The organism is Psychroserpens burtonensis DSM 12212 (assembly GCF_000425305.1).
In the GTDB taxonomy this organism is placed as follows: Bacteria; Bacteroidota; Bacteroidia; order Flavobacteriales; family Flavobacteriaceae; genus Psychroserpens; species Psychroserpens burtonensis.
The window spans coordinates 48,471-73,769 of the sequence record NZ_AUDE01000021.1; the positions used below are offsets into that span (position 1 = coordinate 48,471).

Consider the following 25,299-nt stretch of genomic DNA (forward strand, 5'->3'; position numbering starts at 1 on the left):
ATTATAGTTTTTCTAAAAAATCTGATTTTCGTTGTCTCGCTACAGGTATTTTGTGATTGGATTCCATCACCACATAACCTTCACTTTTGATAAATTCTTTAATTTTATTCAAATTAACAATAAAGGAGTTGTGAATTCTAAAAAAATAGTGACTTGGCAAAATGGCATCCACTTCTTTTAACTTTTTGGTGATGACTATTTTTTGCTGTTTGTTAGTTACAATAGTGCTATAATTACCATCTGACTCCACAAATAAAATATCATCAATATCTAAAAATATAAGTTTACCATCTGTATTTATAGTAATCTTCTTTTTATCAAATTTCTCATTGAAGCTTAGTAAAACCTCTTCAATTTTTGATGAATTATCCAATCTAGAATTATACTTTTTTATTTTTTGAATGGTCTCTATCAGATCATCAGAATCTACTGGCTTAAGCAAATAATCAATAGCTTCATGCTTTAAGGCTTTGATTGCATACTCATCATAAGCTGTGGTGATCACCACTGGGAAATCTTTTTTGGTTAATTTTTCAAGAAACTGAAACCCATCCATAGTTGGCATTTGAATATCAAGAAACAAGCAATCTGGCGTATTAACATTCAAGTATTTAATAGCGTCTTCTGGATTTGAAAACGTTGCTATAATCTCAATATCATTACTAAAATTTGTGAGTTCCCATGACAGACCTTGTATCGCTTTTGGTTCATCGTCTACTATTACCGCTTTGATCATAATACCAAATATAAAATATAAAACTATGTCTCATTGGTAATATGTATAGTTAGCACAATTTTATGTATAATTTGTGAGAAAAAGTATGTTATGTTTTTAACTATTTTAGAGCCCTACCATTTATACATTTTTCCTAACCAACCACACAAATTGAAACTTTAAAGCACATTTTGTTTTTGATATTTGAATTGAAATTAATAGAAAAAAAATAGAGTGATCGTGGGGATTCACCGTTTTGATTAAATGCTATTAATCATTAAAAAGTCAGGGTAATACCTGACTTTTTTTAAACAGTTTTAGTTAGTTTAGTTAGTTTAGTTAGTTATTAAACAAGAAAAGAGAACTTTTTATAGTTCTCTTTTCTTGTTTAATAACTGTTTTGTTTTTCTTATTTAAAATACCTAGCAAACATCACTTGTAACTATTGTTTTAATAAGATTATACCTACATATTCTGATTAAACAAAAACACATTAAATTACTACACATCAATTAGTTATGATTATTTTTAACAAAACATATGTTTTTTTGAGAATATCACATTGTTAAAAACTTGTTGAAAAGCTTTCGTAAAAAACACAAAAATATCTCTTACATTTTTGAACCTTTGTTAGTCTAAATTCACACCAAAAGTTTTACCCTTTTTTTTAATAAACAAAATCCAATTAATATGTCTCAAGTTCTAGAACCAATTTTACAAGAAAATAAAGATCGCTTCGTAATTTTCCCTATCCAACACCACGATTTATGGGAGTGGTACAAGAAATCTGAAGCTAGTATTTGGACTGCAGAAGAAATTGATTTACATCAAGACATTAGCGATTGGACAAATAAATTAACAGATGACGAGCGTTATTTCATCAAACACGTACTAGCGTTTTTTGCTGCGAGTGATGGTATTGTTAACGAAAATCTTGCTGAAAACTTCGTTAATGAAGTTCAGTATAGTGAAGCTAAATTTTTCTATGGTTTCCAAATTATGATGGAAAACATACATAGTGAAACCTACTCACTTTTAATTGATACGTATGTAAAAGACGAAAAAGAAAAGGCTGGTCTTTTTAATGCGATTGAAACCTTTCCTGCTATCAAAAAGAAAGCAGATTGGGCATTAAAGTGGATTGATTCTCCAAGTTTTGCTGAGCGTTTGATCGCTTTCGCAGCGGTTGAAGGTATTTTCTTTTCTGGTTCTTTTTGTTCTATATTTTGGTTAAAAAAACGTGGTCTTATGCCAGGGTTAACATTTTCTAATGAGTTGATTTCTCGTGATGAAGGTATGCACTGTGATTTTGCTGTACACTTACACGAAAACCATTTAGTAAACAAAGTACCTAAAGAGCGTATCAAAGAAATTCTTATTGATGCTTTAAACATTGAAAGAGAATTTATAACAGAGTCTCTTCCTGCAAGTTTAATTGGCATGAATTCAAAGTTAATGTCGCAATATCTTGAGTTTGTAACTGATGGTTTGCTTGCAGATTTAGGATGTGAAAAGGTTTACAATACAGCTAACCCTTTTGATTTCATGGATATGATTTCTTTACAAGGAAAAACTAATTTCTTCGAGAAACGTGTTTCTGAATACCAAAAAGCTGGTGTTCTTAACAAAGAGGAAGAAGGAGATAAGTATGACTTTGGTTCAGATAGTTTCGATTTCTAGAACTGATATATAAAGACAATAATATTTTTAACTGGTTGACAGTTTCGGAAATTTTAAAATTTCCGAAGTAAAAGTGACAACCCGTTTTAATTTCAATATAAAAATACCAATAATTAATCCGTTATTAATCAGTCACCTACTGATTAATGATAACTAACTAACCCTTTTTCTGAATGGTAGCTTCAGAAAGAACTAAAAAATGTGTAACGTATGTTTGTACTAAAAAGAGACGGTCGAAAAGAGCCGATAATGTTTGACAAAATTACAGCGAGAGTTCGTAAATTATGTTATGGCCTTAATGAACTTGTTGATCCTATAAAAGTAGCCATGCGTGTTATTGATGGTTTATACGATGGTGTAACCACGAGTGAATTAGACAACTTAGCTGCTGAGCAAGCCGCAACAATGACGACTGCTCATCCAGATTACGCACGTTTAGCTGCGCGTATTTCTGTCTCTAACTTGCATAAAAACACAAAAAAGACCTTTAGTGAGGTCATGACAGATTTATACACATACGTCAACCCAAGAAATGGTAAAAAAGCACCACTTTTAAGTGACGAGGTTTATAAAGTAATCATAGATAATAAAGATAAATTAGATTCTTCTATCATCTATAACCGTGATTTTAGTTATGATTACTTTGGCTTTAAAACCTTAGAGCGTTCATACCTTTTAAAATTGAACGGTCAAATTGCTGAGCGACCACAACACATGTTAATGAGAGTATCTATTGGTATTCACCTTAATGATTTAGAGTCTGCCCTTGAGACATACGAGCTCATGTCTAAAAAATTCTTTACACACGCTACACCTACACTATTTAACTCAGGCACACCAAAGCCTCAAATGTCATCTTGTTTTCTTTTAACAATGAAAGATGATAGTATTGACGGTATTTACGATACGCTAAAACAGACTGCTAAAATTTCCCAATCTGCTGGTGGTATAGGATTATCTATTCACAATGTTAGAGCAACAGGAAGTTACATCGCGGGAACTAACGGAACAAGTAATGGTATTGTACCAATGCTTAAAGTATTTAATGATACGGCACGTTATGTAGATCAAGGAGGCGGAAAACGTAAAGGAAGTTTTGCCATGTATATAGAGCCTTGGCATGCAGACATTATGAGTTTTTTAGATCTTAGGAAAAACCATGGTGCTGAAGAAATGCGTGCTCGTGATTTATTCTACGCCATGTGGATGCCAGATTTATTCATGAAACGTGTACAAGAAGATGGACCATGGACATTAATGTGTCCTAATGAATGTCCTGGATTATGTGATGTGCACTCTGAAGAATTTGAAGCACTTTATGCAAAATATGAAACGGAAGGAAAAGGTCGCAAAACTATAAAAGCACGTGAACTTTGGGAAAAAATATTAGAATCTCAAATTGAAACTGGCACACCTTACATGTTGTACAAAGATGCAGCAAACCGTAAGTCTAATCAGAAAAATTTAGGAACAATACGTTCGTCTAACCTATGTACAGAAATCATGGAGTATACCTCTCCAGACGAGGTTGCTGTTTGTAATTTAGCGTCTATTGCCTTACCTATGTTCATAAAGAATGGTGAGTTTGATCACAAGGAATTATTTAGAATTACAAAGCGCGTTACTAAGAACTTAAACCGAGTTATTGATCGTAATTATTATCCTGTAATTGAAGCTGAATATTCTAATTTAAAACACAGACCAATTGGTTTAGGTGTTCAAGGTTTGGCAGATACCTTTATTAAACTACGTATGCCTTTTACTAGCGACGAAGCTAAAACCTTAAATCAAGAAATTTTTGAAACGTTGTACTATGCTGCAGTCACTGCAAGTATGGAAGAAGCGAAAGCTGACGGCCCTTATGAGTCTTATGAAGGCTCCCCAATAAGCAAAGGTCAATTTCAACACAACTTATGGAATATCCAAGAGGACACCTTAAGTGGCCGTTGGGATTGGGATAAATTAAGAAAAGAAGTTTCTAAACATGGTGTTCGTAACTCATTATTAGTTGCGCCTATGCCTACTGCATCAACGTCGCAAATTCTTGGTAACAATGAATGCTTTGAGCCTTATACATCTAATATTTATACGCGACGTGTATTGTCTGGTGAGTTTATTGTTGTGAATAAGCATTTATTAGAAGACTTAGTTGAACTTGGTTTATGGAATGATGAACTTAAAAATGAGATCATGCGTGCTAATGGTTCTATACAAGGTGTAGCTAATATTCCTCAAGATATTAAGGAGTTGTACAAAACAGTTTGGGAGCTTAGCATGAAAGATATTATAGACATGTCTCGTCAAAGAGGCTACTTTATAGATCAGTCACAATCCTTAAACTTGTTCCTAGAAGGTGCTACAATGGCTAAGTTGACGTCAATGCATTTCTATGCTTGGAAGAGCGGATTAAAAACAGGAATGTACTACTTACGTACTAAGAGTGCCGTTGATGCTAAGAAAATCACTGTAACTAGAGAAGTAAAAGCTGAGCCTATTGCAGAACCTGTAGTTGCTGCTGTAGAAGTAGATGCTGCTGAACAACAGCAACAAAAAGCTGCAGATACTGCTGCTAAATTTGCAAATAAAATTGCGAAAAAAGTTGAAACAGAACCAATGACTGCAGAAGAAATGAAAGCATTAATTACGCAAGCTAAAGAGGCTGAAGGTGATGATTGCTTGATGTGTGGGTCTTAAAAACCTTTTTATTAATTAAGAAAAAGCATTTCGATAATTATATATCGAGATGCTTTTTTTATGTTTAAGTATTCCAAACTATTCTCTAACCATGGACGAAGACACATTTAAGATCACTCAAGATCTCTTAGCTAGCAAAGGGCAACGCTTTCTTCACCATATTATAGATTCAATTCCGCAATACGGATTTATGTATGCTTTATCTTATGGCTTTTTCTATCTGGGAGAGTTCACTGGTAATTACCAGCTAAATGATTACTGGAATAATATGTCTGAAATAGAAGACTTAATTATAAGTTACCTATTCATGTTTATGTATTACTTCTTAATGGAAAAATACACCTCCAAAACACTAGGAAAATATGCAACAAATACCATGGTAATATCTATTGATGGGAGAGAACCAACAACAAAACAATTAGTTCAAAGAAGCTTTAGTAGATGGATTCCCTTTGATGCGCTTTCTTTTTTAGGCACAAATGGAAGAGGTTGGCATGACTCTATTGCAAATTGTTATGTTGTAAAAGCAGATAAATTTAATGAGAAAAAGAACGCCATAATTGAATTAGAACAAATAGGGCAAATAGGTGAAGACGCTTAAACATGTTCGTTTCATTACTTTATTATCAATACCATATTTAGAATTACAAAAAGAAGTAAGTCAATCCAAATGTAAAATAAGAATCTTGTCCTTCAATTTCATCTCTTAAACCAACTATAGGAGCTTGTCTATACGGGTCTGTAAGACCATGATAATATTTAAGATTAGCCATTATAATCTCATCATACTGCACGCAAAGCCCTACCGCTGCAAATACATTAAAAGAAACCTCTTCATTAGCTGAGTCGAATGCCAAATCATTAGGTGATGCGTATAATGGATCTAAAACATAAGTCTCTTTAGACTCATCATTCAAATTGAATTCATGGATAAAATTCAAAGAGGCTCCCGCATTAAATCCAAATTTGAAATAATTGACCTCATAAAAGAAATAATTGAAAGTCATAGGTATACTAAACTCCTGCAAATTGAATTTTAAATCCTCAGGCTCTGCAAGCTCATTCTCTCTACCAACAAATTTTACATTATGATAATTAAAGTTGAACTCTAAAACAAATGTGAAATTTTCATTAAACTCTGAAACACTCATAGCTCCAATTGTAAAACCAGTACCAGATTTTGAAGATAATAAATTAGTATCTGTGATATAATTTGTAGCCCCTAAAGTAAGTCCAAATTTGCCATCGTATTGAGCTAAAGCTAACCATGAAGACAAAAAGAGTAAAATCGTGAAATAATATTTCATTAGTTGAGTTTGAGTTTTAGCAAATATATATAATTACTATATTTGTCAGAAATATTATACAATGAAAAAATTATTGTTTATCTCCTTATGTTTTTTGGTCTTTGGCTGTGAAATTGAGAATATAAGCTCGACTGCTCCTTATATGATTACTTACGCGCCAGAAAGTATTTTAACGAATACTGCTAATTTAAGTGGAAAAGTATTAGGAGAAGGCGGAAGCAATATTACAGAATATGGTATCGTTTGGAGTGAAACATTCCCTCCTAACATTAACGATACAAAACGTATTGAAGGTGAACGTATAGGTTTTTTTAGCACTAATTATACTGATTTCAATGCCAACACAACATATTATTGTGCCTCTTACGGAATCAACGAGATTGGTGTAGCTTATGGTCAAATCTTTGAGTTTACAACTACGAGCGAGCCTGCTTGCGAACCAACTATAGACAATTATATAGATCTAGGTCAAAGCAACATTATAATTGATACGGTTGATTATGAAAACCCGTCTGGATTTAATGATGGCAATGTCCAATTTGAAACCAATACTTGGACGTCTGCATTACGAATGAAACTACGATTTAATGAAATAGATGGAAATTTCCCTTTAACGGGTGAGTACACTACAGTTTTTGAGTATGATAATCAATCAACAAAATCAAATGGCGAAATAGTTGTATCTATTACAGATTTTGGATCTGGGAGTTTAGGCGGAGGATATGCACAGGCAGAACAAAAAGTTTATGTAGAGAATGATGGTTCAGATAATATCACCTTTATATTTTGTGGTGTTACCGTAAGTGATGACTATGAGCTAACAGGAAAGTTCACTTATAACCCTTAAATCTTACTTTTTTAAAACATCTGTACCTAAATACTCATCGTCTTTATTATAATACCAGGCTCTGTTTTTAGGCATTTTAATGGCATTTATAGTTTCTGTTGCGGTTAGAAGGATATATTCTCCACTATCGGATTTTGACCTACCATTCTCATCTGTTTTAAAAAATTGATAGATTTCCATAGCACAGGTCTTTGCATCAAAATACCAATTATCACTCCCTATACTTTTATCATAGCTAAAACTTAAAACGAGATATTCTTTTCCCATAAAGGTTTTACGCTCAATCGTATCATTAATGTTCGCACCTTCATCTTTCAATTTAATTGGTAATCCGTAGAGATAGGTATAGTAATTTTTATACAACGTGGCTCTGTCACAACTCAAGTTATAGGTTTTAATGTTTACTTCGGAAATATCTGCTGAACCATTTAATTTGATGGAATATTACGTTTTTTATAGGGTATATTCTGTAGTGACTGTATCTCGTTTGGTCTGGATATAAAAATATTCTGAAGGTAAATTAATGATAATTTTACTCTCACGACTTGCGTTGTTTGGAGTTTCCATAGTGACAAATAATTCGCCCTTAAACGTTGACCAATTATGATCTGGATCGTGATAATTAATCGCTTTTTCTAACAGTTCTTTTCCAGTTAATTCTTAAGCAGATAGTAACTGACTAGCAAATACGGTCACAATGAATAAGAAAAAATATTTCATTCTATAAAATTTATCATACTAAGTTAAACTATTTAAGATTAAACTAAGAGTATTATATTTGAGATTCATTAACCAAAACCAACCTATGAACCCAATTAAATATACAGTCACGACAGATATCTTAGCAACCAAAGGCATGAGATTCGCAAATTTTATAATCGATTATATAGTGCAAATTATCCTTGGAGTTGCCATAGGCATGGTTATTGGAGTGGTATCAGAACTAACAGGAAGCTATGGACTTTATGATCTAGTCGTAGAGACAGAAGGTCGATTATCTGACTATATTTTTGGAGCAGTCATTTTGATTGTATACTATCTCATCATTGAAACACTTACGGCACGCTCTTTAGGAAAGTATATTACAAATACAAAAGTCGTCCTCTACGATGGCTCAAAACCAACATTTAATGAAATTTTAGTGCGTACGCTATGTCGCATTATTCCTTTCGAACAGTTTTCTTTTCTAGGCGATGTCGGCAAGGGTTGGCACGATTCTATCTCAAAAACTTACGTTGTAGATAACGCAAAATTTGAATCTCAAAAAGCCACATTTGAAGGTTTAGATGAAATTGGAAGAATTGGTGAATAAAACTGGGTAACGCTACAAAAAAAAGACCATCTAATAGATGGTCTTTTTTTATTCTTCTTCTTCAGGACTTAATCCTGGAAGTCTAGCAGGCTCTATCTTACTATCATGGGCATCATGATACTCTTCTAAAAGACTCATAGTTGCTTTTAATAAATCTTTAGTTTCTAGTAATAAACTAAAATAGAGTGTCGTGTTCTTTGGACTAGATTCATCTGTTCGTGTGCGCTCAACTTGCTTATGTATTTTTTCAGTTACCATGCTCATAATATCGCCCTTCTCTTTAAGAATAATACCAATATCTTCAAATGAATTGTTATCAAATGCTGCCTTAATGTTCGCAAACATAATCTCCATAGCCTCATCAATCTCTTTAAGTTCTTTAATTTGACTAAACTTTAATTTCTTGTGGTTATTATTAATGTGCTTGTAACTCACATTAGATATATAGTCTAAAGACTGAGCCATATCCTGTAAATATCCTAAAATATTGATATAGAAATTACTTGCAGATACACTTGGTTCTTCAAGATTTTTAATAAAGTAGAAAATATTATCTCGTAAATCATCAATTTCTGAAGATAGCTTATTAATGTTTTTCTTATTCTTTTTAAGCAGTTTTAGATTTTGAGTTGCTAAACCATTAATAGCACTCGTATAAATTTTATTTCCGCGTTTTACAACGTTAGAAATATTACTTGCACTTTCAACGATAACACCTTGGGTAGAACTGCTTTCTGCTTTTTGAAGTGTATCCACTTCTTTTTGTTCTTTAGAACTTTTACGATGACTTAAGTAATTCTTTATTAATAATACAGCAGCTAACACTAAAAGACCAGTAAGTGCGTAGCCTCTTCCGTAGAATAAAACGAGAGCCATAATCGCAGCTGCTACAAAAGCACTAAATGCTGTAAAAAACCATCCTCCAATCACATTCAAAACGCCAGCGACTCTATATACCGCACTTTCACTTCCCCATGCTCTATCTGCCAAAGAGGTTCCCATTGCCACCATAAATGTCACATAAGTGGTAGATAATGGTAGTTTCATAGACGTTGCTATAGATATCAACACACTTGCAACCATCAAATTAACAGCCGCTCGAACTAAATCAAACGCAGGTAAATCTTCATTTTTAGACCCAACTACAATCGGTTTCTCAAACTGGCTTTCTATGTAATCTTTAGACTTTTTTGGTAGTAATTGATTAAAGCCTTCCGAAGCAAGCATACTTACACGCACAATACCTCTTGATAAAAAATTAGGTTCAAAACGCTCTTTTACGTTGTCTTGTCTTGATAAATCAACAGATGTTTTAACGACCGCTTTAGCTTTACTTGAAAACCATAAAGTCATTACCATTATAAGACCTGCAATGAGTAATAAATAAGGTTGTGTTTGTACCGCTTCTGCTAAACTTGTCATACGAAATTCTGTGGCTAATTGCCCACTAGCAACCCAATCTGTAAATGCATTATAAGCTGCAATTGGCACACCAATAAAATTAACCAAATCATTGCCAGCAAAGGCCACAGCCAAAGCAAAGGTCCCTATAACAATGATAATCGTATAAATATTATTTTTGGTGAACCTTATGATCACGAACGAAAGCAGTGTAAATATTACAAAACTAACTCCTATAAGCTCCAAAGGACTAGTAGCAACAAACTCCTTAATCTCCGCACTCATAAATGATGCGTTTTTTACACCTTTTATTAAAATAAAATATAAAATTGAAGTCACAGCGAACCCGCTAAAGAGTGCGCCATACCAGGAAGGCTTCTCCTGAAATTTGAAACTTAGAAGTAATCGCGACACAAATTGAATTAGCGCTCCAACTGTAAATGCTACGACTACAGATAATAATATTCCTAAAATAATTTCTATGGCTTTTTCGTTATTTATGTATTGACCTAAATCTAAAAGACTTTGATTATCGTCAGCATATATTTTTAAAATAGCAATACAAACTGAAGCTCCAAGAAGTTCAAATACAATTGAAACTGTCGTTGATGTTGGTAATCCTAAGGTATTAAAAAAGTCCAGCAGTAAGATATCTGTAATCATAACAGCCATGAAAATAATCATGATCTCATCAAACATAAATTCACCTGGATTAAATATACCTTTCCTGGCGACTTCCATCATACCACTTGAGGACATGGCTCCAAGAGCAACACCTAAACTAGCAACTATAATAATGGTTTTGAAAGAGACTGCTTTAGAACCTATTGCAGAATTTAGAAAATTAACAGCGTCATTACTAACACCAACTACAAGATCTGCGACTGCTAAAAACGCAAGTGCAATAAGCATGTAGATATATAGGTTATCCATAGAGGAATTTAAAACAATTAGTGGCTACAAATTTGATATTTTAATTCGAACTCAATGTTATCTAAATGTTATGTTCTTTTTAATTATTGTGATAAAACAACCATTTAAACCATGTAAAGCACTTGTTCACCTGCACCAATTCTAAAAAAATCAATTAACTATATGTTTTTTAAAATTCTATAAATCAAATACTTACGCTTACAATGTTAATTTAATGTTACCTAAATGTTTGTTCTTTGTAAATTATACTGTATATTTGTTATGTAATCATTAACCCAAATTAAAAGATGAAAAAAATATTCGCAGTTATAGTAATGTTAAGTGTAGCGCTAACATTTGCTCAAGAAAAGTCAAAAGTAGATTTAAATAAAGATGGTGACTTGACAGTTGCGACTTATTATCACGATAATGGTGCTGTAGCACAACAAGGTGCTTTTAATAAAGAAGGTGAACTTCATGGTGTTTGGACAAGTTATACTGCTGAAGGTAATAAAGTGACCGTTGGCAACTATGTAAACGGGAATAAAGCTGGTAAGTGGTTATTTTGGTCCAATAATAAACTAAAGGAAGTAGATTACATAGATTCTAGAATAGCTAGCGTTAGCGAATGGACAGATAAAGTTCAATTAGCAATTAGTAATTAGTAATTAAAAAAACGATCATATATCAAAAAATCCCAACCTTAAGGCTGGGATTTTTTTTTGACTAATTCAAAACTATGTTTAGAATTTATAAGAGTACCCTAAAGAAAATGTTGTTCCAGGGTCTCTCAATGTGAAAATTTGGTTTTGAGCTCTAAAAGATTCGTACTCGCTTAGTCTAGAGCTATCCAAAATATTTGTGATTTTTAAATTAATTGAAGAATTTTCGTCCTCCCCGAAAGTCTTATTAAACGTGAAGTTCAAACTGTTAAATGGTATGGTGTAGACATCTGGAACCTCTCTAATACCGACTACTTCTAAAGTTTTTCCTTGTACATTATAGAATAAGCCTGTTTGCAACCCTAAGTCATCATTATTATAATCTAGACCAAAATTAACTAAGAAAGGGGCTTGACCTTGTAATTGTCTTTTTCTATCAATAGTTTCACCATCTCTTGCACTCGCCTGTCTTCCTTCAAACTCATCGTCAGACATGGTTAATTGAGACTGGATAATAGAAAAATTAAGATTAAATTTAAGGTCATTTAAGCTTTCTGCGATAAATCCTAAACGATGACGTAATTCAAACTCTGCTCCAATTACATTGGCATCTCCTAAATTACCTACTGTAAGTTGAGTTGGTGCGTTAATGAAGAATTGTTGCTCTATGGCGTCTCTAAACCCTTTATAAAATCCACTGATTGCAAACATTTGACCATTGTCTCCAAAATATTCATATCTCAAATCAAAATTATTAATATATGTTGGCACCAAGTCAATGTTACCAATAAATAACCTGTTCGTAATAGGGTCAAAAATTTGTGAAACAGAGGCCTCTTTAAATGACGGTCTTGCAGTAGTTCTTGAATAAGAAGCTCTTAAATTAGTGTCATCATTTACAGAATATATCACGTTAGCAGACGGAAAAAAATCAAATTCATCTAAGATTAAATCTCTGTCAAAAAAGATGTTATTATTATCTCTAGTGCCTGTGTAGTATGATTTAAAAAACTCTGTTCTTAGTCCCAAGACAGTTTTTATTTTTTCACCAACATTAAATTCTAGTGAGAAATAATTTGCTCCAATGTGTTGCTCACCTTCATAAGCATCAATAGGATTGAACGTATCGATATTTATTAAATACGTTCCACTGTCGCTTATTGGATTCCAAACGTTTTCTGTTGCTAATAAGTCGTCAACATTACCATCTGCAATAAATGATTGGTTTCCTCTAATATTAAAGGTGTAATCATCAATACTAAAATCTCTAAATTTATAAGTATAAGCACCACCAAATTTAATTTTTGCTGGTCTATTAAATAGATTGATAGTTTTATCAAAGTCTACTTTCCCTGCCCAAGATTCTTCTAGAAGGTTTCTCCATAATTGTATTGGAAACGTTGATGCCGAAGGTGACAAGAAAGAATTACCACTATCAGATTGTTGTAAGGGCGTAATTCTATGACCTTTATCCATTACTTTTGAAAAGGTTGGTGACAACTTCCATTCAAAATTAAACGCATTATCCTCTGAACTATTCAACCTATGTTTTCCTGTTAGAAGTAAATTAGTTATGGATCTCTCGGTATAAGTGATAGCGTTTTTAGTCAATGGCTCTAAAGCGCCACCAGTCCCATCTTGAGAGATGATTTGATCAAAAAAACCAGCTCCAGATTCTCCATTTTGAATGTGAAGTAAGTTGACCTTAAACTTAGACTTATTCGTTTTATAAGTAAGACCAGCCATTCCATTAAGAATAACGTTGTTTATACCTTCAGAACCTCTCGAATCTAATGCTGCAAGTAATTCATTTTTTGAAGTATCCTGCGGATCTTTAATATAGGCACCATCCACACGATTCTCATAAAAAATCGTTGTATTCTTGTATGAAAAGGATGTTTGATATCCTATTTTGTCATCTCCAATATCATATTGGTTACCTAATGTAAATCCCAAATCAAAATCCATACCGCTCATTTGTTGTTTTGCAGCAAGTTCTTTTTGAAATCGGTTTGTAAGTGTTGATAACAAGAGTCTATTTTCACTAGTAGAAGGAATTGGTTGATATCTATTGATTGGTAAGTTTCTTGTCCCATCATCATATCCTAAAAAATCAGTATCACTCCCTTGTGAGGTTAAATAACTATCATTTAAGTGCATGTCTGGATTATAACTCGTACCCATTGATAGTGAATATTCTGCTCTTGTAGGAAAGTCTTTAGTCACAATATCAACAATACCACCTGTGAAATCTGCTGGATACTCTGCTGCTGCTGACTTTATAATAATTACATTGTCTAAGATGCTCGTTGGAAATAAATCCATTTGAATTGTATTTCTATCAGGATCCAATCCAGGAATATCAATACCATTAAGAATTGACTTTGTGTAACGATCACCTAAACCACGAACATAAACATATTTTCCACCTTGAATAGAGACACCAGGAACACTTTTTATCGCTGATGCTACATTACCTGCTCCACTACTTTTAATTGCTTCAGCAGACAAACCATCAAGTAAAGTCACCGACTTTCTTTGTAAATTCAAAACTGAATTTTCTGTGTTTCGTTTTACACTTGTCGTAAGAATAATTGTGTCAAGAGAATTAGTTTCTAAAGTCACATCCAAATTAGTCACATTACCAGCCGAAATAACAATTCCGCTAATTTCTTGGGTATTATATCCAACAAATGAAAATATTATTGTGTAAGTACCTGGCTCTAATTCTAATTCGTACTTACCGTCAAAATCAGACGTTGTACCAGTAGTAGTACCCTTTACTAAAATATTACCAAAAGCAAGTGGTTCTACGAACTCACCATCAATAAGGTTACCTGCTACTGTTCCCGTTTGTGCATTGGCAAAGCCTAGGCAAATAAAGAAAAACATGAAGAGCGAGTATATTTTATTTTTCATAATTTAATAATTATATAAACTACTACCCAACTTTGTATTAATGAGTAGTAGCTTTTTTATTTTAGAGTTTTGTTGACTTCAAATACGATACTAATGATTTAGAGTTTTCTAATTAAAAACCTAATCCACCTGCAGTATTAGAATACGTCCAAGCGAACTCAGAAGTTGTAGCGCCAACTGTATTTTCTCCTTGTACTACTGCAGATGCAGTAGAACCAAATCCAGTAACTGTAACCGTCTCTGCTTTATTAACAAAAATATTGGTGACATCTGTAACACCTGTTGGTAATACAATTTCCCATGTCCCAAATGTCAAATCACCACTGTTGTAATTTGAAGCCACTCCATCATTGTCTAATTCCACATCAGAAGATGCTTTAAATCCATAAGCATAGATGTTATTTGTTGTACCAGCAGCATTACTTCTATAATCTGCATATTCCCCATTTTCAGTATCAGCGTTACCAATAATTGTAACGTTTTGTATTGTAAATAGCCCAGAACCTGTACCTTCTGGTCCATCAACTTCAAATGCGTGATCAGAGATATTTCCTAGAACCACAACTGCATTACTGATTGTACCAGAGTAAGCCTGGTCTATATCTAGAGCATCATCACCTTGTGACCAAACCAATAGATTGGAAGCGTTAACTGTCCCACCAAAAAATTCAAATCCGTCATCAACGTTTGCGACAATCTCAATATTACTAATGATTGTGCCTGAACCAACACCTCCAAGAGTTAAACCATTTATTTCGTTCCCTTCTCCAATCAACGCGCCACCATGACGTATAGATATATAGGACATCACTCCTGAGTTATCAGCAACATCTGTTCCTCCATATAAACCAAAAGTATCATCTGCGGGAATTCCTTCTATTTGGTTTTCAACAATATCACCAGAAAAAGAACATGGTGCATTACCCAACACAATTAATCCTCCCCAAAGCCCTCTATCATTTTCATCTAAATTAGAACCAGCAGTTTGTCCACAAGTAATATTATCTGTAATAGATGTAAATATAATTGGAGCAGTAGATGTACCAACAGCATTTATTTTTGAACCTTTAGCAATGATTAATGCAGACGCTAAAGAACCCGTTCCCGGAGACCCTTTAATTATAGTTCCCGCTTCAATTGTTAACGTAGCTCCATTATCAACAACAACCTTTTGGTTTAATTGATACACATTATCGTTTGTCCAAGTCGTATTTTCTAAAATAGCACCAGTTACAGCTACTATAGGACAAGCTTCACCTTGTTCACCACCATTATTATTGATGATAGTAATCTCCTCTAAAATAATAGGAGTATCGTCATCCTTAAAACATCCAGTGAATACTAGAGAAGAAGCGATTAAAGCAGATAGTACTAATTTTTTCATGATATTTTTTTTTAATAGTTTTTGTTTGGTTTTAATAATGATGCAAAGAAAAGTACATTGTGTAAAGTCAAGGTTAATTAGGTATTAAACCTAAATCATAAAACTGTTAATTGAATGTTATGTGATTTCAATATTTTTATAATATCGAACCATTAAATTAACATTGAAAAACTATATCTTGCCATAGCTAAACATCAGTTATGAATTGGGAACAATTACTATCCTTAAAGCGGGTTGGAGATACTCATAAGCGCTTACGAAAAGAACAAGACGAAACGCGGTTAGGTTTTGAAGTAGATTATGACCGCATTATTTTTTCTTCGGAATTTAGAAGTCTTCAAGATAAAACTCAGGTCGTACCATTATCTAAAACCGATTTTGTCCATACACGCTTAACACACAGTCTAGAAGTGAGTGTCGTTGGTCGTTCATTAGGTAGAAAAGTAGGTCAAAAACTATTAGAAAAACATCCACATTTGAGGGATGTTCACGGCTATCAAATGAACGATTTTGGAGCTATTGTCGCTGCTGCCGCTTTAGCACACGATATAGGAAACCCACCTTTTGGACATTCTGGAGAAAAAGCTATAGGAGAATTCTTTAAATCTGGCAGTGGCCGTTTTTTTGAAGATCAACTCACAAAAAAACAATATCAAGATTTATGTGATTTCGAAGGCAATGCTAACGGACTAAAAATCCTAACCGAAAGTCGCAAAGGGCGTTTAGGCGGTTTAAGACTAAGTTACGCAACTCTTGGAGCATTCACTAAATATCCTAAAGAATCGCTTCCGAAGAAACCTACAACACATATCGCAGATAAAAAGTATGGCTTTTTTCAGAACGAAAAAGAAACCTTTAAAGACATCGCACAAGAATTAGGGTTAGTGAAGAGAGGTGGTGAAGAGGATGTAAGTTATTGCAGGCATCCTCTCGTTTATCTTGTAGAGGCAGCAGATGATATTTGTTATACTATAATTGACTTTGAAGACGGAATTAACTTAGGGCTTATACAGGAAGAATATGCTTTAGAATATCTCATAAACTTAGTTCGAGATTCCATTCAAACAAAAACATATAATGCTTTGCAAAGCACACAAGATAGGCTTAGCTATTTACGCTCTTTAGCAATAAACACTTTAATAAGTGAAGCTGTAGAGATCTTTATGAATAATGAAGAGGCTATTCTTAAAGGTGAATTTTCAAAATCTATAATAGATTGTAGCGCTTATGAAGCTCAAATAAATGATATTATCAAATTAAGTATATCAAATATCTACCAGTCTAGAGACGTAATTGATAAAGAAATTGTCGGTTATAAGGTTATTAATGAACTTTTAAATATCTTTACAAAAGCGGTTTCAAATAACCTAAACGGTGAGTTATCAAATTTTGATGTATTAATTTTGAAAGTTTTAGAACCTTTCATTGACTTACAAAAAGACACTATTTACGACAGTCTGCTATCTGTCTGTTTTTATGTTTCTAAAATGTCTGACAGTAATGCCATGCTGACTTACCAAAAGTTGAAAGGGAACCATTTATAAAAAAAAATGAAAGATATGAAAAGAAAATTATTTATTGTCACAACTCTCTGTGCCTTATTTTTAATAACTGTAGTGGTTGTAAAATCAAATTTTGAGGAAGATAAAACCGTTGAAAACCTAAAAGATCAACACTTATCACATTTAGAAAAGAGTCCTTATAAAGAAAGTCAAAAATTATCCAAAAAAGAAAGAAAAGCTCTAGGGTTACCACCAAATGCTTATAATGAGCAAATATGGGAATTAACCATGGATCCATCAACTGGTAGACCAATGCCTGAGTTAGCAATAACCGTTCAGGAAGAATTAAGAGAACAAAGAACAGCACTGAGAGGTGTTGGAGGCGATAATTCAAACCCATGGGTTGATAGAGGCCCGAACAATCAAGGTGGTCGTACTAGAGGAATTATGTTTGACCCAAATGACATAAACAATGCTAATCCAGCAGATGATTATACACGAGTTTTTGCAGGTGGTGTTTCTGGAGGACTGTGGGTAAATGATAATATTATAGATCCAGAATCTTCTTGGACTTTAATTCCTGGTGTACAAAACAACATTGCTGTAACCGTTATCGTTTCAGATCCAAACGATAGTAATAAAATGTATGTAGGTTCTGGAGAACCTTATATTGGAGCAGATGGCGCTGTTATTGGACGAGGTGTGTATAGATCATTAGATGCAGGTGTTACCTGGGAAAATGTAATTGGTGGATTTACAGGTGTTAGTAACGGTGGACAAAACGTTGATGGAATCTTCTATGTTAGTGATATTGTTGCTAGAGATAATGGTGGTGTTACAGAGTTGTATGCTGCCTTTCCTAGTGGTAGATATGTTGAAGCTTCAGCTCCAAATAATTTTCTAGGCTCAAATAGCAGAGGCCTATATAAATCTATTGATGATGGAGACACATGGACACGTTTTGATATTCAATTCACTAATGGTACTTACAAAAACCCTAATGATATAGAAATTGATGTCAATAATAATATTTGGCTCACCACAACGTCTAACGAGTTTGGTCAAGGCGGAGGCGATCTCTGGAGATCAAATGATGGAATCACATTTAATTTTATACGCGGTTTTGGCGCTTCAAGAAGAACGGAATTAGAACCACACCCAACTAATCCAAATATATTTTGGTTGGTATGTAATATAGGTGGCCAGGCTGATATTTTTATGACTACCGATGCGTTTGCCACTGGTGGTAATATTTCAGTCGTAAATGAACCAAACGATGTTGACGCCGGGATTCCAGCAACAGATTATACAAGAAATCAGGCATTCTATAATTTACCTCTTGAAGCAGACGCAAATGGTAATTTATATGTAGGAGGAATAAATTTATTTGTCACTAATAACTCTGGTACCACGTGGTCACAAATTTCGAAATGGTCAAACAACAATAATTTAGCGAATTTACAAGTACCTTTAGTACACGCAGATCAACACGCTATCGTATTTAGACCTGGAACTAACGGAACTGAAGCTGTTCTTGGTAATGATGGCGGTATTTATTATTCTGCAGACTTAGCCAACTCTGTTGGTAATACAGACGGAATTGAAAGTAGAAATAAAGATTATAATACGATTCAATTTTATTCTGGCTCTATTGATGAAGCATCTGCTAATACTAATTTAGCCGGAGGGACACAAGATAACGGTACTCAATTTGTAAATAATGCTGTTCCAGGGGCAAATGGTTTTTTTGACCCTCTTGGTGGAGACGGAGGATTTACAGAATTTAGTGCTGATGGTGATTATGTGATTACTACATATCCTGGAAACACCTCTATATTTTTCAACTATCCTAGCTTTACAAATGGAGCAAATCTTTCCACATTTGGAGGAGGTAGTTTTATCAATCAAGTGACATTGGATAAAAACTTAGATATTTTATATACTGATGCCTCAAATAGTTCAAATGGTAATGCTATAGAACGAATTTCAGAATTCTTACCAGGTGGTCTGCCAACTGATAATACTTTAATTACATCGGGACAGTTTAATTCAACACCAAGCGCCTTAAAGGTGTCTCCTTTTACAACGACATCTTCAACATTATTTGTTGGATTAAGAAGTGGTAGGCTGTTACGTGGGAATTTTGCAGATTTAGACAATCCCACTTTTACAAGAATAAATAGTATAGATTTTGTAGGTAGCATCTCTGATATTGAATTTGGTCAAAGTGAACAAGAAATTTTTGTTACCATGTATAACTACGGTGTTCAAAGCATCTGGTTTACTGATGATGCAGGAATAACATGGACAGGTATTGAAGGAAACCTACCTGACTTACCAGTGCGTTGTATTCTCCAAAACCCATTAATTCCCCAAGAACTTATTATTGGTACAGAACTAGGTGTATGGGCAACTCCTGATTATACTGTAGCAAACCCTATATGGGTTCAAGCATTTAATGGCATGAGTGATGTGGTGGTTACTGATTTAGATGTAAAAGCATCAGATGATACAATTTTAGCAACTACATTTGGTCGCGGCTTTTTCACGAGTCAATTTACATCGCAAGCATTAAGTGTTTTGGAAAGCGAATTTAATACTAACGTAGTAACACTATTCCCTACGATCTCTAACGGACAGATTACAGTTAAATCTGAACGTGATTTAGGAAATGCTGATATCACAGTATTTAACATCAATGGACAAAAGGTTTATGACACTAAATCGCATATCTCAACGTCTAACACCAATGTTAATCTTAATTTAAACGCTGGTATGTACTTTATTACTATTAGCGTGAATAATTATTCTGAAACTAAGAAAATCATAATCAAATAAACAAAATAGCTATAAAATAACAAAGGAAGCCTTACGGTTCCCTTTTTTATTTTATGCATTTCGTCGAATAAATTTGTATTTAAGCGATATTTATATATATTTGATTAACCCAAATCTTTAAAACCTACTATTATGAAGAAACAAATTCTAGGAGCTACAGTTATATTTTTTGTAACACTGGCATTTTTATTGGTGCTAAATGATATTACAACGAATGGTAATCAAGAACCAAAACAAAACACCGTAGAGGTCTATGAAACCAACGAACAGCCGAGTATTGCTACTGTAGACGAAGCGCAATAGAACTCAACAACATAATTAAACTTTCAACATCAATCCCAATGGATTGATGTTGTTGTTTTACAGAGGCATGTTCTATAAATATATCTGGAACTCCTAACAACTTAATGGGCATTGTATACCCATTCAATGCCGCAAACTCTAGAACTGCACTTCCAAAACCTCCTGTAATAACACCATCTTCTATAGTTACGATTTCTTCATATGTTTTAAAGATCTCATGTAACAAGTTTTCATCTAACGGTTTCACAAAACGCATATCATAATGTGATATCGCATCACTAAACTCACATATTGAGATAGCCTCTTTTACTTGAGTTGCAATAGCACCTAAACTTAATACAGCAAGCTTATTTCCTTTTTTAAGCTGAATCCCCTTACCTATTTTAAGTTCTGAAAAAGGCTGTTTCCAATCAATAATAGTTCCGCGACCTCTGGGATAACGAATAGCAATAGGATGCTTTAAACCTAATTGAGCTGTATACATGATATTGCGTAGTTCAATTTCATTCCGAGGTGCACAAATAATTAAATTTGGAAGACATCTTAAATATGCTAAATCAAAAACACCATGATGCGTCGCACCATCTTCTCCAACCAAACCAGCACGATCTAGACAGAAAATCACAGGAAGATTTTGTATAGCCACATCATGAATTACCTGATCATAAGCACGCTGCAAAAATGTAGAATAGATATTACAAAACACGGTCAATCCTTGTGTTGCCATACCAGCAGATAAAGTCACAGCATGTTGCTCTGCAATACCAACATCAAAAGCGCGATCAGGAATTTGCTCCATCATATACTTCAAAGAACTCCCTGTAGGCATCGCAGGTGTTATCCCCACAATACTTGTATTCATTTTGGCAAGTTCTACAATGGTATGACCAAATACATCTTGAAATTTTGGTGGTTGTACTTCTGTTTTCTTCGGAAGGATATCACCTGTAAAAGCGTCAAATTTACCAGGTGCATGGTACCTAACCTGATCGTCCTCTGCTTGTCTTAAACCTTTTCCTTTAGTGGTAATTACATGAAGAAATTTAGGCCCTTTAACCGATTTCAATCGCTCTAATTCTGCAATTAACAATGGTAAATCATGACCGTCAACAGGTCCAGAGTAATTAAAGTTTAAAGCCTCAAAGATATTATCTTGCTTTTCTTTCCCTTTTTTAACATTAGTTAAATATTGTTTTAATGCGCCTACACTTGGATCAATACCAATTGCATTATCGTTTAATATTACTAATAAATTAGCAGTAGTCACTCCTGCATGATTAAGGCCTTCAAAAGCCATTCCACTAGCAATAGAAGCATCACCAATAACCGCAATATGCTGTTTATCTTCTCCTTTTAACTGCGACGCAATTGCCATTCCTAATGCTGCCGAAATTGATGTGGACGAATGTCCAACACCAAACGTATCATACGCACTCTCATCACGATTAGGGAAACCGCTTATACCATGCTTCTGTCTATTCGTATGAAAATCATCTTTTCTACCAGTGAGTATTTTATGACCATAAGCTTGATGACCAACATCCCAAATAAGTTGATCTTTGGGTGTATCAAAAACGTAGTGCAATGCCAGCGTTAATTCTACAACACCAAGGCTTGCACCAAGATGTCCCTCTTTAGTGGCCACGATATCTATAATAAACTCGCGTAACTCTTTAGCGAGTTGAGGCAGCTCATTAGGATTTAATTGTCTTAAATCTTTAGGGAAATTGATATGTTCTAAAATAGAAGAAGCCATTTAACAAAAATACGACAATTGACACTCATTTCTATGACTATAATTATTTGAATTTTTTTACATTTACAACTATGGAAAATCCTTTTGACGACACCTATTACATGAAAAAAGCCTTACAAGAGGCAGAAGAAGCTTTTGATAAAGGTGAAATTCCAGTAGGCGCAATCATCGTTATAAAAGACAGAATCATTGCGAGAACGCATAACCTCACTGAGCTTTTAAATGACGTCACTGCACATGCCGAAATGCAAGCCATCACAGCAGCAGCTAATTTTTTAGGTGGAAAGTATTTAACCAATTGCACACTTTACGTGACTTTAGAACCCTGTCAAATGTGTGCAGGTGCTTTGTATTGGAGTCAAGTTTCTAAAATTGTCTATGGTGCACGCGATGAAGAACGTGGTTGCATTGCTTTAGACACAAAATTACATCCCAAAACTAAAATGACTGGCGGTGTTTTAGCTGAAGAGGCTTCGGCTTTATTAAAACGCTTTTTTATTGAAAAGCGCAATTTGAATTGAAACTAAAAAAATAAGATTTCTTACAGGGTGAACCGATTTTAGAAACGCCTTGAATAAAGCAACAACTGAAATATTTATATCCAGGCATTCATCAAATAAAATCAATGATTACAGCCTAATCACATCGATGCTTGTTTAAACGCTTTGACAACTCAAAAACAATAGACAAAAAAAACGCCTAACTCTCGTTAGCCGCTAAAACTACAATAAAGTATGTCTCTTAGAGAACTTGCACATTAGCTGCAACCACTCCTTTTTTTCCTTCTTCTTCGTTGGTAATGAATCCAAACCCTTTTGAGTCATTAAAAAATTTAACTGTTCCAGTCATTCTAAAAAATGTATTAATTAAGATATAAAGGTAAAATTTAAAATAATTAGGCATGTTAATAAATTGTAATTTTTTTATCTCCATAGCTCGAAATTGAGCCTAACCGGTGTAATTAACTTCGGAAATTTTAAAGATCTAAAATTGTAACATTATATTAATGCTTTCCTCTTTTCTGATTATCTCTCATCTTATCAAGATTCTCTTGTGTGAGCATATAATCCTTAAGATTTTTACCTTTCCAGGTATGATATGCAAACAAAGGAAAAGCGACTAAAAAGAGACCTAAAACACCAAAACCAATTAGCTTTTGAGCATATTCAACCTCCAATATATAGCCACATAATATACTTCCCATAGACGCTAAAAAAGCAATAAGAATAAAGTACTTCATTATATTTAGATTTAGGATGTAAAATTAATCAATTCCCGTCTGTAAGCAGTCAATAACTTTGATTTTGAAACAAATCCGTAATAATTTCCTTTTTTAATAACGGGAAGATTCCAAGCACTACTATCTTGAAATTTACGCATCACCTCTTTCATAGAATCACTTTCATAATAAATATAATCTGGTGGATTATGCATAAATGTCTCAACGGAAGTCGTTTCATAAAGCGATTGATCAAACATGACTGTTCTTATATCATCCAATAAAATAATCCCAACGAGATATCCATTTTCATCTACTACAGGAAATAAATTTCTACTGGATTTTGAAACTCCTTTAAGCAACATCTCACCAAGCGACATATCAGGATTTAGAATTGTAAAATCCTGCTCAATAACACTATCAAGTTCCATTAATGTTAAAACCGATTGATCTTTATCATGCGTCAAGAGATCTCCTTTTTCGGCAAGTTCTTTAGTATAAATCGTGTGTTCTACTGCGCTTTTTGTGATAATAAACGACATAGAAACTGTAATCATTAAGGGCACAAATAATTGGTAACCACCAGTAATTTCGGCAATCAAGAAAATAGCAGTCAGTGGTGCATGAAGTACACCTGCAATTAATCCTGCCATCCCAAGGAGTGTAAAATTAGATTCCGACACCTGAAAACCTAAGCCAATATTATTAATGATTTTTGCCACTACATTGCCTAAGGCGCTCCCCATTACCATAGTTGGAATGATAATTCCTCCCGCTCCACCTGCTGCAAATGTTGTCGTCATCGCAATAGCTTTGAAAATAGTAATCCCAAACAGTAAGGCAATGACCACCCAGATATTATCAAGATAATCATCAAAAGGCGTTTTACCTAGTGCATGCAAATGATTTCCATCGAGTAAATCATTGATAAACCCGAAGCCTTCACCATACAGTGGCGGTATAAAATACAGCATCACACCGATGGCCAAACCGCCAACGATGAGTTTTTGTCCACTGGTTTTAAAGCGTTCAAAAAACTTATAAACTGCAAAATACATCTTAGAAAAATAGATGGATGCAATACCGGTTCCTATACCTAATACAATAAAAAACAAAGTATCTCTCAATACAAATGGAGTCGCTATATTGTAATTGAAAAGCACACCATTTCCGACGAAAAAATAAGACGTCAATACAGAAGATACCGAAGCGATTAATAATGGCAATAACGATGCAAAAGTTAAGTCTAGACTAAACACCTCTATCGCAAAAATAATCGCTGCTATTGGCGATTGAAAAATAGACGCAATTGCGCCAGCTGCCGCACAACCGATGAGCAAAGTTCTCGTCTTTCTGTCTACATGAAATAACTGACCTATATTAGAGCTCACCGCAGAAGCAGAAGCAATCGCAGGACCAAGTAACCCAACCGAACCTCCAAAACCAGCAGTTAAAGGTGCGGTAATTAATGGTAAATAAATTTTACTTCGTTTGAGCAAACCGTTCTTTTTTGACAATGAAAAAAGAATACTAGGGATTGCATGTTCAATCTTTTGTTTGGATACATATTTCACAAATAAATAGACTAGCCCAAGTCCAATTATGGGCAGAATAAAATAAATACTGTTACGAGATACAATAACGAGATGCTCAAGAATCCATTGAATCCCGTAGGTAATATTCTTTATCGTTACAGACACTAATCCAGACAATAACCCAACGAGCATCGCGAGTAAAAACACGAAGTTTTTTTGCGAAATATATTTATATCGCAAAATAAGTAAACGCTTTATGAATGGTTTGATTGGCATGGATTAAAACTACTAAAAAATCCTGCAAAACGCAGGA

At 34.0% G+C, this 25,299-nt stretch carries 19 protein-coding genes and 1 pseudogene; 10 read left to right on the top strand and 10 right to left on the bottom strand.

Features of this window, described 5'->3' with window-relative positions:
• Position 1 precedes the first annotated feature (1 nt).
• On the bottom strand, positions 2-736 hold the full coding sequence (locus tag H593_RS0110100; RefSeq protein WP_028872342.1) for a LytR/AlgR family response regulator transcription factor: 735 nt from the start codon (positions 734-736) through the stop codon (positions 2-4).
• 669 nt (positions 737-1,405) lie between these two features.
• Between H593_RS0110100 and H593_RS0110105 the strand changes: the two genes are divergently transcribed.
• The 3 genes from H593_RS0110105 to H593_RS0110115 all read left to right on the top strand — a co-directional run bounded on the left by H593_RS0110105 (position 1,406) and on the right by H593_RS0110115 (position 5,690).
• The gene (locus H593_RS0110105; RefSeq protein ID WP_028872343.1) at positions 1,406-2,395 is read left to right on the top strand and encodes a ribonucleotide-diphosphate reductase subunit beta; all 990 of its coding nucleotides are present in this window, start codon (positions 1,406-1,408) and stop codon (positions 2,393-2,395) included.
• A gap of 210 nt (positions 2,396-2,605) precedes the next feature.
• Positions 2,606-5,089, top strand: a complete 2,484-nt coding sequence (locus tag H593_RS0110110) for a ribonucleoside-diphosphate reductase subunit alpha (RefSeq protein WP_028872344.1) — start codon at positions 2,606-2,608, stop codon at positions 5,087-5,089.
• A 91-nt stretch (positions 5,090-5,180) separates the two neighbouring features.
• Positions 5,181-5,690, top strand: a complete 510-nt coding sequence (locus tag H593_RS0110115; protein ID WP_028872345.1) for an RDD family protein — start codon at positions 5,181-5,183, stop codon at positions 5,688-5,690.
• A gap of 43 nt (positions 5,691-5,733) precedes the next feature.
• Here the strand turns inward: H593_RS0110115 and H593_RS0110120 are convergent, their stop codons facing one another.
• Positions 5,734-6,396 (bottom strand): outer membrane beta-barrel protein, encoded by a 663-nt coding sequence (locus H593_RS0110120; protein WP_028872346.1) that lies wholly within the window; start codon positions 6,394-6,396, stop codon positions 5,734-5,736.
• A gap of 61 nt (positions 6,397-6,457) precedes the next feature.
• Here H593_RS0110120 and H593_RS0110125 point away from each other — a divergent pair, with 61 nt between their 5' ends.
• A complete protein-coding gene (locus tag H593_RS0110125) occupies positions 6,458-7,243 on the top strand; it encodes a hypothetical protein (RefSeq protein ID WP_028872347.1) in 786 nt (261 codons plus the stop codon).
• Positions 7,244-7,246: 3 nt separating this feature from the next.
• On the opposite strand, the pseudogene H593_RS18920 reads toward H593_RS0110125, so the two are convergent.
• Positions 7,247-7,885, bottom strand: a pseudogene (locus H593_RS18920) (DUF6503 family protein).
• A gap of 163 nt (positions 7,886-8,048) precedes the next feature.
• On the opposite strand from H593_RS18920, the gene H593_RS18925 reads away from it, so the two are divergent.
• Positions 8,049-8,555, top strand: a complete 507-nt coding sequence (locus H593_RS18925; protein WP_051229695.1) for an RDD family protein — start codon at positions 8,049-8,051, stop codon at positions 8,553-8,555.
• Between the two features lie 48 nt (positions 8,556-8,603).
• Here H593_RS18925 and H593_RS0110140 read toward each other — a convergent pair whose 3' ends face one another.
• Entirely contained in the window at positions 8,604-10,889 is a 2,286-nt protein-coding gene (locus tag H593_RS0110140; protein WP_037052021.1) for an inorganic phosphate transporter, read from the bottom strand.
• A gap of 287 nt (positions 10,890-11,176) precedes the next feature.
• Between H593_RS0110140 and H593_RS0110145 the strand changes: the two genes are divergently transcribed.
• Positions 11,177-11,533 carry a toxin-antitoxin system YwqK family antitoxin gene (locus H593_RS0110145; RefSeq protein ID WP_028872349.1) on the top strand — a complete coding sequence of 119 codons (357 nt, stop codon included), beginning with the start codon at positions 11,177-11,179 and terminating at the stop codon, positions 11,531-11,533.
• Positions 11,534-11,611: 78 nt separating this feature from the next.
• Here the strand turns inward: H593_RS0110145 and H593_RS0110150 are convergent, their stop codons facing one another.
• Complete coding sequence (locus H593_RS0110150; RefSeq protein WP_028872350.1) at positions 11,612-14,449, bottom strand: TonB-dependent receptor; 2,838 nt, start codon at positions 14,447-14,449, stop codon at positions 11,612-11,614.
• A gap of 112 nt (positions 14,450-14,561) precedes the next feature.
• Entirely contained in the window at positions 14,562-15,833 is a 1,272-nt protein-coding gene (locus H593_RS0110155; RefSeq protein ID WP_028872351.1) for an autotransporter outer membrane beta-barrel domain-containing protein, read from the bottom strand.
• Positions 15,834-16,033: 200 nt separating this feature from the next.
• Here H593_RS0110155 and H593_RS0110160 point away from each other — a divergent pair, with 200 nt between their 5' ends.
• The 3 genes from H593_RS0110160 to H593_RS20820 all read left to right on the top strand — a co-directional run bounded on the left by H593_RS0110160 (position 16,034) and on the right by H593_RS20820 (position 20,476).
• Positions 16,034-17,377, top strand: coding sequence for a deoxyguanosinetriphosphate triphosphohydrolase (locus H593_RS0110160; protein WP_028872352.1), 1,344 nt, complete (start codon positions 16,034-16,036; stop codon positions 17,375-17,377).
• A gap of 15 nt (positions 17,378-17,392) precedes the next feature.
• Positions 17,393-20,173, top strand: coding sequence for a T9SS type A sorting domain-containing protein (locus H593_RS0110165; protein ID WP_028872353.1), 2,781 nt, complete (start codon positions 17,393-17,395; stop codon positions 20,171-20,173).
• Positions 20,174-20,305: 132 nt separating this feature from the next.
• Positions 20,306-20,476, top strand: coding sequence for a hypothetical protein (locus H593_RS20820; protein ID WP_157588821.1), 171 nt, complete (start codon positions 20,306-20,308; stop codon positions 20,474-20,476).
• Here the strand turns inward: H593_RS20820 and H593_RS0110175 are convergent.
• Entirely contained in the window at positions 20,454-22,232 is a 1,779-nt protein-coding gene (locus tag H593_RS0110175) for a 1-deoxy-D-xylulose-5-phosphate synthase (RefSeq protein ID WP_028872354.1), read from the bottom strand. The genes H593_RS20820 and H593_RS0110175 overlap by 23 nt on opposite strands.
• Positions 22,233-22,303: 71 nt before the next feature.
• On the opposite strand from H593_RS0110175, the gene H593_RS0110180 reads away from it, so the two are divergent.
• A complete protein-coding gene (locus H593_RS0110180) occupies positions 22,304-22,753 on the top strand; it encodes a nucleoside deaminase (protein WP_028872355.1) in 450 nt (149 codons plus the stop codon).
• A gap of 220 nt (positions 22,754-22,973) precedes the next feature.
• Here the strand turns inward: H593_RS0110180 and H593_RS20490 are convergent, their stop codons facing one another.
• From H593_RS20490 to H593_RS0110195, 3 genes are all read right to left on the bottom strand, one after another.
• Positions 22,974-23,081, bottom strand: a complete 108-nt coding sequence (locus H593_RS20490; RefSeq protein WP_084142306.1) for a cold-shock protein — start codon at positions 23,079-23,081, stop codon at positions 22,974-22,976.
• 154 nt (positions 23,082-23,235) lie between these two features.
• Positions 23,236-23,472, bottom strand: coding sequence for a hypothetical protein (locus H593_RS0110190; RefSeq protein WP_028872356.1), 237 nt, complete (start codon positions 23,470-23,472; stop codon positions 23,236-23,238).
• Positions 23,473-23,483: 11 nt separating this feature from the next.
• Positions 23,484-25,262 (bottom strand): chloride channel protein, encoded by a 1,779-nt coding sequence (locus H593_RS0110195; RefSeq protein WP_028872357.1) that lies wholly within the window; start codon positions 25,260-25,262, stop codon positions 23,484-23,486.
• Positions 25,263-25,299: the final 37 nt, after the last annotated feature.

Excerpts from the sequence above, each read along its gene's own strand:
- H593_RS0110140 (WP_037052021.1), bottom strand. The coding sequence starts at position 10,889 with ATGGATAACCTATATATCTACATGCTTATTGCACTTGCGTTTTTAGCA.
- H593_RS0110190 (WP_028872356.1), bottom strand. The coding sequence starts at position 23,472 with ATGAAGTACTTTATTCTTATTGCTTTTTTAGCGTCTATGGGAAGTATA.
- H593_RS0110115 (WP_028872345.1), top strand. The coding sequence starts at position 5,181 with ATGGACGAAGACACATTTAAGATCACTCAAGATCTCTTAGCTAGCAAA.
- H593_RS0110165 (WP_028872353.1), top strand. The coding sequence starts at position 17,393 with ATGAAAAGAAAATTATTTATTGTCACAACTCTCTGTGCCTTATTTTTA.
- H593_RS0110110 (WP_028872344.1), top strand. The coding sequence starts at position 2,606 with ATGTTTGTACTAAAAAGAGACGGTCGAAAAGAGCCGATAATGTTTGAC.
- H593_RS0110180 (WP_028872355.1), top strand. The coding sequence starts at position 22,304 with ATGGAAAATCCTTTTGACGACACCTATTACATGAAAAAAGCCTTACAA.
- H593_RS0110155 (WP_028872351.1), bottom strand. The coding sequence starts at position 15,833 with ATGAAAAAATTAGTACTATCTGCTTTAATCGCTTCTTCTCTAGTATTC.
- H593_RS20490 (WP_084142306.1), bottom strand. The coding sequence starts at position 23,081 with ATGACTGGAACAGTTAAATTTTTTAATGACTCAAAAGGGTTTGGATTC.
- H593_RS0110105 (WP_028872343.1), top strand. The coding sequence starts at position 1,406 with ATGTCTCAAGTTCTAGAACCAATTTTACAAGAAAATAAAGATCGCTTC.
- H593_RS18925 (WP_051229695.1), top strand. The coding sequence starts at position 8,049 with ATGAACCCAATTAAATATACAGTCACGACAGATATCTTAGCAACCAAA.
- H593_RS20820 (WP_157588821.1), top strand. The coding sequence starts at position 20,306 with ATGAAGAAACAAATTCTAGGAGCTACAGTTATATTTTTTGTAACACTG.
- H593_RS0110195 (WP_028872357.1), bottom strand. The coding sequence starts at position 25,262 with ATGCCAATCAAACCATTCATAAAGCGTTTACTTATTTTGCGATATAAA.
- H593_RS0110100 (WP_028872342.1), bottom strand. The coding sequence starts at position 736 with ATGATCAAAGCGGTAATAGTAGACGATGAACCAAAAGCGATACAAGGT.
- H593_RS0110150 (WP_028872350.1), bottom strand. The coding sequence starts at position 14,449 with ATGAAAAATAAAATATACTCGCTCTTCATGTTTTTCTTTATTTGCCTA.
- H593_RS0110160 (WP_028872352.1), top strand. The coding sequence starts at position 16,034 with ATGAATTGGGAACAATTACTATCCTTAAAGCGGGTTGGAGATACTCAT.
- H593_RS0110125 (WP_028872347.1), top strand. The coding sequence starts at position 6,458 with ATGAAAAAATTATTGTTTATCTCCTTATGTTTTTTGGTCTTTGGCTGT.
- H593_RS0110120 (WP_028872346.1), bottom strand. The coding sequence starts at position 6,396 with ATGAAATATTATTTCACGATTTTACTCTTTTTGTCTTCATGGTTAGCT.
- H593_RS0110145 (WP_028872349.1), top strand. The coding sequence starts at position 11,177 with ATGAAAAAAATATTCGCAGTTATAGTAATGTTAAGTGTAGCGCTAACA.
- H593_RS0110175 (WP_028872354.1), bottom strand. The coding sequence starts at position 22,232 with ATGGCTTCTTCTATTTTAGAACATATCAATTTCCCTAAAGATTTAAGA.